This window comes from Micromonospora peucetia (genome assembly GCF_900091625.1).
Lineage (GTDB): Bacteria > Actinomycetota > Actinomycetes > Mycobacteriales > Micromonosporaceae > Micromonospora > Micromonospora peucetia.
On sequence record NZ_FMIC01000002.1, the window covers coordinates 6,890,167 to 6,904,463 of the forward strand.

12 protein-coding genes and 1 pseudogene are annotated in these 14,297 nt (G+C 74.5%); 2 read left to right on the forward strand and 11 right to left on the reverse strand.

Annotated elements, in window-relative coordinates; translation table 11 throughout:
- Nucleotides 1-2,644: 2,644 nt before the first annotated feature.
- The 7 genes and pseudogenes from GA0070608_RS30105 to GA0070608_RS30135 form a co-directional block, all read right to left on the reverse strand.
- A complete protein-coding gene (locus GA0070608_RS30105) occupies nt 2,645-4,159 on the reverse strand; it encodes a replication-associated recombination protein A (RefSeq protein ID WP_091633042.1) in 1,515 nt (504 codons plus the stop codon).
- A gap of 73 nt (nt 4,160-4,232) precedes the next feature.
- Nucleotides 4,233-4,454, reverse strand: coding sequence for a hypothetical protein (locus tag GA0070608_RS30110; protein WP_091633047.1), 222 nt, complete (start codon nt 4,452-4,454; stop codon nt 4,233-4,235).
- A gap of 140 nt (nt 4,455-4,594) precedes the next feature.
- Nucleotides 4,595-5,965: an MFS transporter gene (locus GA0070608_RS30115; RefSeq protein ID WP_091633052.1), complete on the reverse strand. Its 1,371-nt coding sequence runs from the start codon at nt 5,963-5,965 to the stop codon at nt 4,595-4,597.
- A complete protein-coding gene (locus GA0070608_RS30120) occupies nt 5,962-6,558 on the reverse strand; it encodes an ArsR/SmtB family transcription factor (RefSeq protein WP_091633056.1) in 597 nt (198 codons plus the stop codon). Before GA0070608_RS30120 ends, GA0070608_RS30115 begins: the two co-directional genes overlap by 4 nt.
- A gap of 85 nt (nt 6,559-6,643) precedes the next feature.
- Nucleotides 6,644-7,075: pseudogene (locus GA0070608_RS30125) on the reverse strand (sugar nucleotide-binding protein); the annotation flags it as partial.
- A 158-nt stretch (nt 7,076-7,233) separates the two neighbouring features.
- Nucleotides 7,234-9,039, reverse strand: a complete 1,806-nt coding sequence (gene aspS, locus GA0070608_RS30130) for an aspartate--tRNA ligase (RefSeq protein WP_091633062.1) — start codon at nt 9,037-9,039, stop codon at nt 7,234-7,236.
- A gap of 130 nt (nt 9,040-9,169) precedes the next feature.
- Entirely contained in the window at nt 9,170-9,856 is a 687-nt protein-coding gene (locus tag GA0070608_RS30135; protein ID WP_091633066.1) for a hypothetical protein, read from the reverse strand.
- 472 nt (nt 9,857-10,328) lie between these two features.
- Between GA0070608_RS30135 and GA0070608_RS30140 the strand changes: the two genes are divergently transcribed.
- Complete coding sequence (locus GA0070608_RS30140; RefSeq protein ID WP_091633070.1) at nt 10,329-10,931, forward strand: hypothetical protein; 603 nt, start codon at nt 10,329-10,331, stop codon at nt 10,929-10,931.
- On the opposite strand, the gene GA0070608_RS34205 is transcribed toward GA0070608_RS30140, so the two are convergent.
- From GA0070608_RS34205 to GA0070608_RS30150, 3 genes are all read right to left on the reverse strand, one after another.
- Nucleotides 10,928-11,095, reverse strand: a complete 168-nt coding sequence (locus GA0070608_RS34205; RefSeq protein ID WP_342672644.1) for a hypothetical protein — start codon at nt 11,093-11,095, stop codon at nt 10,928-10,930. The two genes, GA0070608_RS30140 and GA0070608_RS34205, sit on opposite strands and share 4 nt — an antisense overlap.
- A gap of 133 nt (nt 11,096-11,228) precedes the next feature.
- A complete protein-coding gene (locus tag GA0070608_RS34210; RefSeq protein WP_323135688.1) occupies nt 11,229-11,393 on the reverse strand; it encodes a hypothetical protein in 165 nt (54 codons plus the stop codon).
- A 103-nt stretch (nt 11,394-11,496) separates the two neighbouring features.
- On the reverse strand, nt 11,497-12,546 hold the full coding sequence (locus GA0070608_RS30150; RefSeq protein WP_091633074.1) for a S1 family peptidase: 1,050 nt from the start codon (nt 12,544-12,546) through the stop codon (nt 11,497-11,499).
- Nucleotides 12,547-12,801: 255 nt separating this feature from the next.
- On the opposite strand from GA0070608_RS30150, the gene GA0070608_RS30155 reads away from it, so the two are divergent.
- Nucleotides 12,802-13,632: a GDSL-type esterase/lipase family protein gene (locus GA0070608_RS30155; RefSeq protein WP_091633077.1), complete on the forward strand. Its 831-nt coding sequence runs from the start codon at nt 12,802-12,804 to the stop codon at nt 13,630-13,632.
- A 178-nt stretch (nt 13,633-13,810) separates the two neighbouring features.
- Here the strand turns inward: GA0070608_RS30155 and GA0070608_RS30160 are convergent, their stop codons facing one another.
- Nucleotides 13,811-14,287, reverse strand: a complete 477-nt coding sequence (locus tag GA0070608_RS30160; protein WP_091633082.1) for a winged helix-turn-helix transcriptional regulator — start codon at nt 14,285-14,287, stop codon at nt 13,811-13,813.
- Nucleotides 14,288-14,297: the final 10 nt, after the last annotated feature.

Below are 14,297 nucleotides of genomic sequence, written 5' to 3' on the forward strand. Positions count from 1 at the left end.
GCGCAGCGCCGGTCCGTCGGTCGGCTCACCGGGCGGTACGACCGCTGCGGCGGCCCGCGCCACCACCGGTTCGCCCCCGCCCCCGGCGGCGGCACCGGCGGGACACCCGACGGCTCCGGCCGCCCAGGCTCGCGGTGTGGCGGGAGGGCCCGCCCGGCCGTACGGTCCTCGGGCCCGGGGCGGGGCGCCGGGGCGGCAGCCCGGGCCACCCCGGCCGGCCCGACGGGGCCGGGCCGGGGGCCCTCGCCGGACGTCGGCTCGGGCCGGTCCCGCCCGTCAGCCGGTGGCCGGACGGCACCGGGACCCGCACCGGGCCGGGCCTGGCCGGGCGGAGCCGCGGCCGGACCGGCCGGGCCGGACGCGATCTGATCAGGCCGGACCTGGCCGGACGGGGCAGGCCCGGGACGGCGCGGCCCGGGCGGCGGCGCGCTCGGGCCGGCGACAGCCGGTGACGGCACGACGCCGGGCGCCGCGCCGGTGGCACCGGGTGGCGGCGCGTCCGGTCGTGCGGCACCCCGAGCAGGACCAGCCGGGCCGCCGTCGGGCCGTGCAGCACCCCGAACGGGACCAGCCGGGCCGCCGTCGGGACGCGCAGCACCCCGAACGGGACCAGCCGGGCCTGCGTCCGGATGCGCAGGACCCGCCGGGCTGGCGTCGGGACGCGCGGTGCCCCGGGCGGGTCCGGCCTGGGTCGCGTCGGGGCGGGCCCGGCCGACCTGGGCGCCGCTCGGCAGCGGGGGGCCGGCCGCCGTGGGTCGGGCGGCGCCCCGAACCGGCGGCGGCCCGGGGTGCGGGCTGTCGGCAGCCCGGGGCGGCTCGGCCCCGGGCCGGGCCCGGCCGGCCGGCTGTCCGCTCTCGGTGGCGTCGGTGGGCCGTGGCGGCTGCACACCGGGCCGGGCCCGGCCCGCGGGCGCGGGGCCGGTCTCGACGCCGCGCTGCTCCGCTCCGGGTGGCGTCGGCGACGGACCGCCCGGAGCGGGCGGCGGCACGGACCGCTTGACCGTCGGCAAAGCGGGATCGGTGTGGTGGGCGCGGCCGGCCTGCCGCAGCCAGTCGGCCGGGCGCTCCGGTCGACCGGCCCGGGAGTCACCGGGCTGGCGTTGCCGCCCCGTTTCCCCCTCGACCGGGCGCGGCGCGTGAGCCGGGATCTCCACCTCGTCCGGGGATGCCGGCCGACCCGGGGGCGGGACCAGCGTGTCGTCCGCACGCCGCGCGGCTGGCTGGCCGGCCTCCGTGGCGTGCCGGGCCCGGCCGGAGGCCTCATCGTCGCCAGCCGGACGCCGGCCCCGACCCGCGATCCCGGCGTCGTCGGCTGCGGCGCGCCGGCCACGGGGGGCGGGGCCGTCCGGCCGCTGCACCCCGACACCGGGCGGCGCGGCGGGCGCACCGGGTACCGGCGGGGCGTTGCCGGACCGGGGCACCGGCGGGGCGTTGCCGGATCGGGGTACTGGCGGGGCGTTGCCGGATCGGGGTGCTGGCGGGGCGTCCGCCTCGGCGGCGCGACGCCGGCCGGTCGGCGCCCCGGGACGTCGACCGTGGTCGGTCCCCTCAGCGCCGGGCACCGGCGGGATGGCGATCGGCACGGGTCCGGTGCCGTCCGCCGGCACCGGCACGTCGGCATCGACCGAGCCCCGCCGCATCCGGCCGGACCGGGGATCACGTCCGTCGGCCGGGGCGCCGCGCAGTTCGCCGGTCGGCGGACCGGCCGGCGGCTGGGGGGCGCCGGGAGGCGGGACGCTGACCCGGGCGGCGCCCACGGCACCGCCCGGCCGCCCGGCGGCATTCAGTGGCGGCGTACCACCTGGCACCGCCGCCCGGCCGTCGGAACGCCGACCCGGCACCGACCCGGCCGGGTGCGGCGCGTCGACGGGCGGGGGCACCGGCACGCCCGGATGCTGCCCGGTCGGCACGCCGACGTGGGAGCGGACGGGCGGTCCTGGCTGCGGCCCGGTCGGTGCGCCGGCATGAGGGTCGGCGGCCGGTCCGGGCTGCGGCCCGGACCGAGGGCTGGCCTGCGGGCCTGCCGGGAAGCCGGCCTGCGGCGTCCCCGGATGGCCCCCCTGTGGGCCGGTCGGTGTGCCCGCCGGAGGAGTCCCCTGCGGACCCGCCACGGTGCTGGCCGGCGGACCGGCCTGCGGACCCGTCGGGGAGCCCGGGACCGGGCGGGGCCGCTGGTCCGGTCCGTCCGGTCCGGGTTGCGGCCGACCGGCCGCCGGGGGCCGGCGGACGGGCTGGTGCGGGGGGACGGGACCGGGGGCCACGGGGCCGACCGGCCGGGGTGGTTCCGGCGCACCGGGCCAGGGCCCGTCCACCGGACGGGGCCGCGGGGGCTCCGCCTCGCCACGGCGCACCGGGGGCGCGGCGGACGGACCGGGGCCGCGGTGGGGCGGCGGGGCGGCCGGGCCCGGGAGCGTCGGGCCACCCGGACGCTGGCCGGGAGGCGAGGCGGGTTCCGCCCCGTCCGGACCCAGCTCGGACCGCTGCTGCTTGGCCGACCGCAGATCGTCGATCCAGCCGAATTCCTCGCCGCTGGCCGGTTCCTCGGGCTCGGCCTCGGCCTTGCCCCGCCCCCAGCGGCGGCCCTTGGCGCGAGAGTCACGCCGCTCGTCGGGGCCGTCCTCCGGTCGCTCCGAACCACGCGATTTCACTGCTGATGACCCTCTCCGGCGGCGTCACTGCCGCTCTCTCGCGCCGCACCGGCGCCACTCGTGTCCGTCTGGCGGCCGTTGCCCGCCGATCCGCTCGCGACCGTCACCGGCGCCTGCGGGGGCACGGCCGGGGCCGGCAACCCCCGGACGATGCGGCGCAGCAGCGGCAGCCGGGTGGCCACCGAGCGCTCGGCACCGTGCTGGCTGGGCCGGTAGTAGTCGGCGCCGACGAGATCGTCGGGAGCGTACTGCTGGGTGACCACACCGCGCTGGTCGTCGTGCGGATAGCGGTAGCCGGTCCCGTGCCCCAGACCCTTGGCGCCCGCGTAGTGCGCGTCGCGCAGCCCGCGTGGCACCGGCCCGCCCCGGCCGGCGCGCACGTCGGCGATGGCCGCGCCGATCGCCATGGTGGCCGAGTTGGACTTCGGCGCGGTGGCCAGGTGGATCACCGCCTGGGCGAGGTTGAGCTGGACCTCGGGGAGGCCGACATACTCCACGGCGTGCGCGGCGGCGGTTGCCACGCTCAGCGCGGTCGGGTCGGCCATGCCGACGTCCTCGCTGGCGAAGATGACCAGGCGGCGGGCGATGAACCGGGCGTCCTCGCCGGCGACCAGCATCCGGGCCAGCCAGTGCAGCGCGGCGTCCGCGTCCGAGCCGCGCATGCTCTTGATGAAGGCGCTGACGACGTCGTAGTGGGCGTCGCCGGCCCGGTCGTAGCGTACGGCCGCCACGTCGACCGCCTGCTCTGCGGTGGCGAGGTCGATCCGCCCGGCGCCGAGAGCCGTGGCGGAGGCCGCCGCCGCCTCCAGCGCCGTGAGCGCCTTGCGTACGTCGCCGGCCGCGAGGCGTACGAGATGGTCTTCGGCCTCGGCCTCCAGGGTGAGCGCGCCGCCGAGGCCGCGCTCGTCGGTGACCGCGCGGCGCAGCAGGTCGCGCACCGCCGCGTCGTCCAACGACTGGAGGGTGAGCAGCACGCAGCGCGACAGCAGGGGCGAGATGACCGAGAAGTACGGGTTTTCGGTGGTCGCCGCGAGCAGTGTGACCGTGCGGTCCTCGACGGCGGCGAGCAGCGAATCCTGCTGGGTCTTGCTGAACCGGTGCACCTCGTCGATGAAGAGCACCGTCTGCGGGCCGCCGGAGCGGCGCTGGCGGCGGGCCGTCTCGATCACCGCACGCACGTCCTTGACCCCGGCGGTGAGGGCCGACATGGCGACGAAGCGGCGGTCGGTGGCCCGGGCCACCAGGTGCGCGATGGTCGTCTTGCCGCTGCCGGGCGGGCCCCAGAGGATGACCGACATCGGCGCGGTGGCCGAGACGAGCTGACGCAGCGGGGCACCCGGCGCGAGCAGGTGCTCCTGCCCGACCAGCTCGTCGATGCTGCGCGGACGCATCCGGACGGGCAGGGGTGAATCCTCCCCCACCGCCGTGAACCCGTCCACACCGACGGAACCCGCGGGCGCGGGGGGCGCTCCGGCGGGTTCACCGAGGGAGAAGAGGGCGTCGGACTCCATCAGGGGAACAGTACCGGGCCCGGCCGACAGCGCCGGAAGCGCCGTCGGTCGGGCCCTCGCTGATCATTTACGGTCAGCCGCGGCCGGGACGCCGGCCCCGGTACCACCGGCCGCCGCCACCACCGCCACCGCCGCGCGGGCCGTTGCCCACCCCGGCCAGGTAGAGCGAGAGCAGCAGCAGGCCGATCAGCACGAGGGTGTTCCAGTTGAACAGGTCCGGGGCACCGAAGTCGGTGTTGAGCAGGTCGATGAGCAGGGCGAAGCCGAAAACGATCGCCGCGAGAATGGCGAGCATGGCGTTCCTCCGGTGGGGGTTACCAGTGGGTCGGCGCAGGATGTACCCAATCGGTCCGCCCGCCAATCTCCACCATGGAACGGTCGACAGAAACCCTTCGCGGAGGGTTTCCGCCGACCGTGCCGCGGGACGGCGACCGGTCAGCTGCCGTGGACCGGGGCGGATACGGACGCGGCGTCCACCCCCGGGCGCCCGCCCGCCGGCTCGACGGGACCGGGCACCGGCACGGCACCGGCCCCCGGCTCGGTTCCGGGGCCGGGCCCGGCGACGCCCTCGGGCCGGCGGCCTGCCCGCCAGGCGGGCAGGTAGAGCGGGGCGGCGGCAGCCAGCACCACAGCGCCGACGAGCAGCGCGGTGCTGATGCTCGTCGCCTGGGCCAGCATGGTGAGCACCACCCCGCCGATCGCCCCCGCCGGCTGGGCCACCATCGAGTTCAGCGAGATCACGCTGGTCCGGTAAGGTCCGTCGACCTGCCGGTGCAGCAGTCCCATGTGCAGCGGGTTCGACGCGCCGTGCACGGTGTAGCAGGCAAGATAGGCGACCAGCACGCCGACCGGGCCGGCGAAGAGTCCCATGCCGACCACGGTGAGGCCCTGCAGGATCCGCAGCAGCGCCGCCCCCGGTGCGGCCCCGGGCCAGCGCAGCAGCAGCGGGGTGAGCGCGGCGCCGGCCGCCGAGGCGAGCCAGGCCGCCGAACTGGCCGGCCCCAGCAGCGCGGCGGCCCGGTCCGCGTCGCCGACCACCTCGGCGAGACGCAGGGGCAACAGGGACTCGAAGGTGACCATGCCGAAACCCCAGAACAGCTCGACGGCGACCAGCGCGAGCAGGACCCGGGAGCGGCGCAGCAGCCCGACCGCCTGCCCGACCATCCGTGGCGCCTCGACGACCGACGCCCGCAGCGCCCCGGGGCCCTTCGCGGGCCGAACCTCCACCAGCAGCACCAGCAGGGCGACCAGGGCCACCGCCTGGAACGCGAACGCGACCAGCACCGGCACGGTGAGCGCGCTGACCGGCCCCAGCGGACCGAGCGCGACCAGGCCGCCACCGATCAGCGCCCCGGCGCTGATGGCGACGCCGATGACAGTGCCGGCATGGCCGAGGCCGCGCTCGTACGCGGCCTTTGGATCGGCGGCGAGGGTGGCGTCGACGTACCAGGACTCCATCGGGCCGCTGTCCAGCGCCCGGAAGACGCCCTGCAACGCCCAGACCAGGAAGAACAGCGCGAACGAGTCGGCCACGGCGAAGAGCGCGAGCGCGGCGAGATTGACCAGCCAGGCCGCCACCAGGACCGGGCGGCGTCCGAGGGCGTCGGCGAAGCCCCCGGTGGGCAACTCCAGCGCGAGGACGAGCACGCCCTGGGCGGTGAAGACCAGGCCGATCTGGGTCAGCGAGAGGCCGCGCTCCTGCATCAGCAGGATCATCACCGGGACCATCAGGCCGGTCGGCAGCCAGCGCAGGCCGTGCAGCACCAGGAAGCGGCGCCGGACCTGGCGTACGGACAGCGTGCTCACCGGTTCCCCTCCACCCGGGGGAACGCGGCGAGGAAGACGAGCACAGCCTCCGCCTCCGGCTCGTCGGGCACCGGTTCGTCACGGTAGCGCTGGAGCAGCTGCCACAGCTCGTCGTTGAGAGCCCGCAGGCGCGCCGGGCCGAGCGTCAGCAGTACGTCGCTCATGCCGGCGGCGTCCCGCCATTCCCGGGAGTAGCCGTGCTCGACGGCCATCCAGCGCTCGGCCTGCTCGGCCAGCAGTCGCACCTGGTCGGCCTGGATCCACTGCACCGCCGCCCGGGCGTCCGGGTCGTCGTCGAAGTCGGTCGGCTCGAAGCTGCTGATGTCGTGCGCCGCGCGCCACCACCGCTGCCGGCCGGTGCCCCGGTCGGGATCCTCGGTCACCAACCCCACCTCGGCGAGTTGGCGCAGGTGGTAGCTGGTCGCCCCGGTGTTGGTGTCCAGCTTCCCGGCCAGCGTGGTCGCGGTCGCGGGACCGTCCGCGCGCAGCGTGCCGAGCAGCCGCATCCGCAGCGGATGGGCGAGGGTACGCACCTGCCGGGCGTCCAGGTGGACGGCACGCGGTGCGTTCGAGGGCGGGGATGCGTTCTCCATGAACGCACAATAACTCTGCACAGAATCTATGCACAAGAGTTATGCATACTATATGGCATGATGGGTGCGTGGTCGCCCGCAGGCGTCAGGGGGCGACCAGCTCGCGGATGCCGCGCAGGCGGGTCGGCAGCAGGGCGGCGGCGCGCAACGAGTCGAGGCGTACCTCGGCGGGGCGGACGAGCCCGGAGTCGGCGAGCGTGGTCGTCTTCAGGCCGGCCGGATCGAGGCCGAAGCGCGCCGCCACCAGCAGCCCCATTTCGGCCCGACTCACCGCGTCCGGGCCGCCCACGTTCAGTGGGCCGGCGTACCGGCTGTCGACCAGGCCCAGCACGACGGCGGCCAGGTCAGCGACGTGCACCGGGCAACGGACCTGGTCGGTGAACAGGACGGCCTGCCCCGCGAGAGCGTCCAGACAGAGCCGGATCTGCTTGCTCCGCTCGTGCCCCACGATCAGCGAGGTCCGCACCAGCGCGGCATCCGGATCGATCGCCCGCACGGCGGTCTCCGCCGCCGCCTTCGCCGCGCCGTACGGGAAGACCGCGCCCCCGCCTCGGCGCTCGCGTCCCGCTCTTCCCGTCGATCAAGAAGTTTGCGTCACGTCGTCCGGGCGAATCATGACGCAAACCTCTTGATCGACACGCGAGTCGGGCCGGCGAGCCGGCGGTTGGGGGTTGGTCAGGTGGGGTCGGCGACCGGGGCGGCCGGGCCGGCGGTGCCGGTGTGCGGCGCCGCCGCCGGCTTCGGCTTGGCGTCGATGCCGGCCTCGGTACGCTGCTGCGCGGTGATCGGCGTCGGCGCGCCGGTCAGCGGGTCGAAGCCGCCGCGGGTCTTCGGGAAGGCGATGACCTCGCGGATCGAGTCCGCGCCGGCGAGCAGCATGCAGACCCGGTCCCAGCCGAACGCGATGCCGCCGTGCGGCGGGGCACCGTACTTGAACGCCTCCAGCAGGAAACCGAACTTGTCCTGCGCCTCCTCGGGGGTGATGCCGAGCAGGTCGAAGACCCGCTTCTGCACGTCGCCCCGGTGGATACGGATCGAACCGCCACCGATCTCGTTGCCGTTGCAGACGATGTCGTACGCGTACGCCAGCGCCCGGTCCGGCGCCTCCTCGAACCGGCCCACCCACTCGGAGTTCGGCGAGGTGAACGGGTGGTGCACCGCCGTCCAGCCACCGTCGTCGGTACGTTCGAACATCGGCGCGTCGACCACCCAGCAGAACGCCCAGGCGCTCTCGTCGACCAGGCCGGCCCGCTTGGCGATCTCGATGCGGGCCGCGCCGAGCAGCTCCTGCGCCTCACGCGTGTTGGTGCTGGCGGCGAAGAAGACCGCGTCACCCGGCTTGGCGCCGACCGCGTCGGCGAGCCCGCCCAGGTGCTCGGCGGAGAGGTTCTTCGCCACCGGCCCGCGTGCCTCGCCGGTCTCGGCATCGAGCACCACGTACGCCAGGCCACGCGCGCCGCGCGCCTTGGCCCAGTCCTGCCAGCCGTCGAGCTCCTTGCGGCTCTGCGCCGCGCCGCCCGGCATGACGACGGCGCCGACGTAGCCGCCCGCGTCGATCGCGCCGGCGAAGACCCGGAACTGCGTGCCGCGCAGGTAGTCGGTCAGCTCGGTCAGCTCGACGCCGTAGCGCAGGTCCGGCTTGTCGGAGCCGTACCGGGCCATCGCGTCGTGCCAGGTGATGCGCGGGATCGGCCGGGAGATCTCGTGGCCGGCCAGGTCCTTCCAGAGCGTCGAGACGATCGCCTCACCGAGGTCGATGACGTCGTCCTCGGTGACGAAGGACATCTCGATGTCGAGCTGGGTGAACTCCGGCTGCCGGTCGGCGCGGAAGTCCTCGTCGCGGTAGCACCGGGCGATCTGGTAGTACCGCTCCATGCCGCCGACCATCAGCAGCTGCTTGAACAGCTGCGGCGACTGCGGCAGCGCGTACCAGCTGCCGGGCTGAAGCCGCACCGGCACCAGGAAGTCGCGCGCGCCCTCCGGCGTGGACCGGGTCAGCGTCGGGGTCTCGATCTCCAGGAAGTCCCGCTCGTGCAGCACGGTGCGGGCAAGCTGGTTGGCCCGCGAGCGCAGCCGCATCGCCTTTGCCGGCCCGCTGCGGCGCAGGTCGAGGTAGCGGTAGCGCAGCCGGATGTCGTCGCCGGCCTCGACCTGGTCGTCCACCGGCAGGGGCAGCGGCGCCGCCTCGGAGAGCACCTCCAGCTCGGCGGCGGTCACCTCGATCTCGCCGGTCGGCAGCTCCGGGTTCTCGTTGCCCGCCGGGCGGCGGGTCACCTCGCCGGTCACCCGGACGCAGAACTCGTTGCGCAGCGCGTGCGCGTCCTCCTCGCGGAACACCACCTGGACCACGCCGGAGGCGTCACGCAGGTCGACGAAGATCACGCCGCCGTGGTCGCGCCGGCGGGCCACCCACCCGGCGAGCGTCACCGTGGTGCCGGCGTCCGTCGCGCGCAGGCTGCCGGCGTCATGGGTACGGATCACGGCTTGCGTCTCCTCATCTGCGGTACGTCCTTACCCCTGGCATTCTGTCAGCCTCGCCGGGCACGGGTCCGCACCACCCGTCGACCGTCCGTGCTCCGCACCGGTCGACCGTCGACTCCGACGGCGAGCCTCAGTCGTCCGGGATGTTCCAGGCGGTGGAGCGGATGACCACCGCCCGCTCGTTGCTGATCGAGACGACCTCGATCAGCACCATCCGCCAGTCGTCGCGCCGCTCCCGGGCCTGGGTGTAGTTCGTGTGGATGCAGAGCCAGCCGCCCTTGCGCAACGGCACCTCGTCCTCATCGGCGATGGGCGCGGCGCGGATCGCGTCCCAGCATTCCTGGGGCTTCATGCCGGCGCGCGCCGCCTCGCTACCCCGTACCCCGGACCGGAGCTGGATGTACGGCGCCCCCGCCTGGCAATCCGCCTCCAGCGCGAACTCCGCGCCGTTGAAGCCGACGTTCGCGCGCGGCTCGTCAAGGTCCACGTACATCTCCGACGAGCAGTCCGCCGGCTTGAGAGTCAGGCTCTGCGCCTCGTAGCTCGTCTTGTAGACGGTCTGTGGGTTCAACTCTGGGGGTTCGCCCGGCGAACGCGGCGTGTCCCCCGGCTCGCCACTTCCGCCGGGTGCGGGCTCCGACCCCGCCGGCGTCGGCGACGAGGACGCCCCGGAGTCGCCAGGCTCGGCGGGGGGCGCGGTGAGCGGCGAGCGGGCCGACGCGATGTCCCGAGCGGTACGCGCCTGGTCGAGTGCGCGCCAGGAGACGGCAGCGGACCCGAGGGCGGCCAGCAGGGCCAGGCAGGCGATGCCGATCACGAGTACGCCGAACCGGTTGGCCCCCGGGCCGCCCCGCTGGGGCCCGGCGGGGCGCCCCGGAGGCGGTCCGGGCGGCGGCGGGACCCCGGCGCCACCCGCCGGCGGGACGGGAGGCGTCGATCCGTGCTGCTGCGACGCAGCAGGGTTCGGCGGAGACGGAGACGAATCCCGCTGGTTGTCGGGCTGATTCATGCCCACCACCTCCTGCAATGGCAGAGATCAATTAGAAAGGGTTGGGCCGGCAGTTCCCGGCAACCAGAATCGGCACGGTATCAGGAACTCGCCACGGCCTGGGGCAGAGTATTCTTCGCCGACGCGACGGCGACGATGACCGTCACAATCTGCGCCGCGCTTAGGCGGCCACAGCGGAGGGACAATTGCGGACATGACGAGTTCCGGTCAGGCACCGACGCCGCCTCGGGACGGAGGACCGTGGGCGGCCCGCCTCGCGTGGTTAGCCGCGACAGGCGCCATGCTGGGGGTGCTGATCGCCTCGCTCGCGTTCGCGCGGGACGTCTTCGACTGGCAGGTCGGGGCGGAGACCGCAGCCCCGTCCGCCACACCGACCGGCGTGCCGGTGGCGGACTCGTCGACCGGTTCGGGGCCGGCCAGCAGCCCGCAGTCCGCTCCGTCGGCGGCGGTCCGATTGGACACGCTGCCGGTCGAGGCCGGTGCGGCCAACCTCGTCAAACTGCCACGGCCACTGGCAGATCGCCCCGAATACGAGCGGGCGATCGTGATCGGTTGTCCGACAAACGCCGGGGCGGATAATCAGCGGGAGGTCGCCTTCCGGGTGCAGCGTCGTTTCCTCGACCTGAACGCGACCGTCCGGCCGCACTTCCCGTCGCCGGATGACCGCGAGGGTGTGGTGATCGTCCATGCGCAGGTGGCAATCCGCAATGCCGACGGCACCGTATCCCGGGTGAACCGGGGGCAGCAGTTCGACGCGCGCATGGACACCCCTCGCGGACTCGTCGCGGACCTCGACGGCGCCGACGAGTTGATCCTGCGGGTCGAATGTGAGTTCCCCGGCGGATCGGTTGTCTTCACCGACGCCACCGTCAGCCGAGGCTAACCGACCAGATCAGTCGCGGGGTCTGCGGGGAGCAGGATCCGGCGCACCACCGGCGAGTACCGCACGTACCGGCCGCCGGCGTGCGGCGCCGCCGTGAATCGCTCCGGCAGGTCGTCGCAATCGGGTCGTTTCGGCCGCCAGCGCAGCAGGGCCAGCGCGAACACGGCTTACGAGGCGGCGTTGACGGCGAAGAACGGTGGCGACGCCGGCCCGGGCGACCAGCACGCCGGCCACGGCGGGTCCGACCGCGCGGGCCAGGTTCACGCTAATCGACCCGAGCGCCGAGGCCGATACGAGCTAGGACCGGGGCACCAACTCGGGGATGCTCGCCTGCCAGGCCGACAGAGTCAGCGCCTGACCGACGCCGAGCGCGAAGATGTGGGTGAACAGCAGCGCCGGCGGCATCCGGTCGGCAGCCGTGGACGCGGCGGCGCCGTCGGGCGAATCGGCGGGAGCACGCACCGACGGGTGCGTACCCCGGCCGCCCTGCTCCGGTCGGACGAACGTGCCCGGACACGCGGACGGGCCGCCGGGTGAACCCGGCGGCCCGCTGAGGTGCGATCGATCAGAAGATGCTGACGCCGTAGCGGCTCAGCGCCTCACCGACCGGCTGGAAGAAGGTGGTGCCGCCGGTGGTGCAGTTGCCGCTGCCGCCGGAGGTCAGGCCCAGGGCGATGGTGCCGCTGAACAGCGAGCCACCGCTGTCGCCCGGCTGGGCGCAGACGTTGGTGCGGATCATGCCGGAGACCGAGCCCTCGGCGTAGTTCACCGTGGCGTTGAGCCCGGTGACCGAGCCGCTGCGCAGGCCGGTGGTGCTGCCGGAGCGCTGCACCGACTGGCCGACGTAGGCGTTGCCGGCGGCGGTGATGTCCCGGAAGCTGCCGTTGTAGAGGGAGACGTTGCCGGCCGCGTTGGCGGAGTTGTTGTGCCGCACGATGCCGTAGTCGTTGCCCGGGAAGCTGGTGCCGGTGCGGGTGCCGAGCAGGCTGGTCTGACCGGAGTTGCTGTACCAGCTGGACGAGATGTTGGTGCAGTGCCCGGCGGTCAGGAAGTAGTAGGTGCTGCCGCTGCGGACGTTGAAGCCCAGGGAGCAGCGACCGCCGCCACCGGCGTAGATGGCCTGGCCACCGGAGATCCGGGTGCTGAACACGCCAGCCTCGGCCTCGATCCGGATCGCGCCGTTCATCTTCGCGGCGGCGGCCTTGACGCGCTCCAGCTTGGCGCCGGTGACGGTGCTGTCGACGGAGACGACGACCTGGTTGGTGGCCGGGTCGGTCCACCAGGCGGTGCCGGGGATCTTGGCGGAGCGGTCCAGCTCCGAGGTGGCCCGGGCCAGCTCGCCGGCGCCGCGCTTGACGAACTTCGGGGTGGCGCCGGCGGCGCTGACCTGGCGGGCGGCGAGCGCGTCGGTCACGGCGACGACCATCTTGCCGTTGGCGTCGGCGTACGTGCCGGCGGACCGGTCGCCGAGGCGCTCGGCCAGGCCGGCGGCGGCGTCCGGCGAGGCGAACGAGGGGGCGGCCTGGGCGGGTGCGCCGATCAGCGAGCCGGCGACCATGGCACCGGCAGCGGCGATGACGGCGGCACGACGGAGCGAGGACCTCGTGGGTCGCATGTAACGAACCTCCAGGGAGGGGATGTCGGGCCCTCGCCAGGGAGACAAGGGCCTTGATCAGCCCGGCCGATCTGGGGGAACCGGTCGAGCAAAGTGAAGTATTCACATACTTAAGTTCGTATGCAAGACCCGACTTTGTCCTTTTCGCCCCGGCTGCGGTGGCCACCTGCCGGAAACATTGTGGACACTGATGTACGTCTATACGCTCGGTCCACCGTCCCACCACCACCCGGCAACCGCGATCCGGAGGCCACCATGAAATCCGTCCGACGGCTGCTCGTCCCCCTCGCCGCCCTCGCCGCCCTCGTCCTGCCGGCCGCCGCCCCGGCCGCCGCGGATCCCGGCCCACCCCCGAACTCGATGGCCAGTCTCGGCGACTCCATCACCCGCGGCTTCAACGCCTGCGGCTGGTACGTCGACTGCACCTCCCGGTCCTTCAGCACCGGAGACAACTCCACGGTCAACAGCCAGTACCTGCGCATCCGCGCGACCAACGCGGCCATCAACGGGCGCAACCACAACGACGCGCGCAGCGGAGCGAAGTCCGCCGACATGCCCGGTCAGGCCAGCACCGCCGTCAGCCAGGGCGTCGACTACGTCACCATGCTGATCGGCGCCAACGACGCGTGCACCGGCACGGAGGCGGCGATGACGCCGGTGGCCACCTACCGCGCCAACATCGACGCCGCGCTCGACCGCCTCAAGACCGGGCTGCCCACCGCCCGGGTGCAGCTGATCAGCGTGCCGGACATCCACCGGCTCTGGTCCGTCGGCAAGGGCAGCGGCAGCGCCCGCTCCGCCTGGTCCCTGTTCAGCGTCTGCCAGTCGATGCTGGCCAACCCGACTTCGACGGCGCAGGCGGACGTGGATCGGCGCGACCGGGTACGCCAGCGGGTCGTCGGCTACAACACGCAGCTCGCCCAGGCCTGTGCCGCGTACGGGCCGAACTGCGACTTCGACGACAACGCCGTGTTCGGCTACCCGTTCACCCTCAGCCAGCTCTCCACCTGGGACTACTTCCACCCGAACGCCTCTGGGCAGCAGGTCCTGGCGAACGCCTCGTACGCCGCCGGTTTCGGCTGGTAGCGGGCCGGCCGACGCGCGGACGGCAACCCCGTCCGCGCGTCGCTGCCACGCCGAGCCTCGGCCACCCGGACCTGACGCCGACCGAGCCGCTGCCGCGCCGCACCGGCGGCCGGTCCCGGACCGGTCGACCTGCCGGCAGCGCGCTCACCCGGTGCGGGCCCCGGCTGCGGCACCACGCTCACCCGGTGCGGCGGCGCGCCCCGGGTCCCGGCTGCGGCACCACGTCGCGCGGCCGGGCCACCTCGTGCCCGCGCTCGCAGCGCAGCGCGACGCGGACCTCGGCACCGCAGTCGCGGTGGGTGACCGTCAGCGGTGAGCCCTCCGGATCGGCCAGGTAGCGGTCCCCCCAGCCGAGGACGGCGACCAGCACCGGCCAGAGGTCGAGGCCCATCTCGGTCAGCCGGTACTCGTGGCGCACCCGGCTGCCCGGCTCCCGATATGGCTCGCGCCGCAGCACGCCACGCTCCACCAGCATCGCCAGCCGGTTGGTGAGCACCTGCCGGGGGACGCCGGTACGCACGCGCATGTCGTCGAAGCGGCGGACGCCGTTGAAGACCTCGCGCAGGACCACCAGGGTCCACCGCTCGCCGAGGATCTCCATCGCCCGGCCGATGGTGCAGTTCTCCACCGACCAGTCCAGTGCCGCGGGTCTCATGCGCTCCAGG

Coding starts and splice junctions, on each gene's coding strand:
- GA0070608_RS30155 (WP_091633077.1), top strand. CDS start 12,802: ATGAAATCCGTCCGACGGCTGCTCGTCCCCCTCGCCGCCCTCGCCGCC.
- GA0070608_RS30105 (WP_091633042.1), bottom strand. CDS start 4,159: ATGGAGTCCGACGCCCTCTTCTCCCTCGGTGAACCCGCCGGAGCGCCC.
- GA0070608_RS30110 (WP_091633047.1), bottom strand. CDS start 4,454: ATGCTCGCCATTCTCGCGGCGATCGTTTTCGGCTTCGCCCTGCTCATC.
- GA0070608_RS30120 (WP_091633056.1), bottom strand. CDS start 6,558: ATGGAGAACGCATCCCCGCCCTCGAACGCACCGCGTGCCGTCCACCTG.
- GA0070608_RS30160 (WP_091633082.1), bottom strand. CDS start 14,287: ATGAGACCCGCGGCACTGGACTGGTCGGTGGAGAACTGCACCATCGGC.
- GA0070608_RS30150 (WP_091633074.1), bottom strand. CDS start 12,546: ATGCGACCCACGAGGTCCTCGCTCCGTCGTGCCGCCGTCATCGCCGCT.
- GA0070608_RS30140 (WP_091633070.1), top strand. CDS start 10,329: ATGCTGGGGGTGCTGATCGCCTCGCTCGCGTTCGCGCGGGACGTCTTC.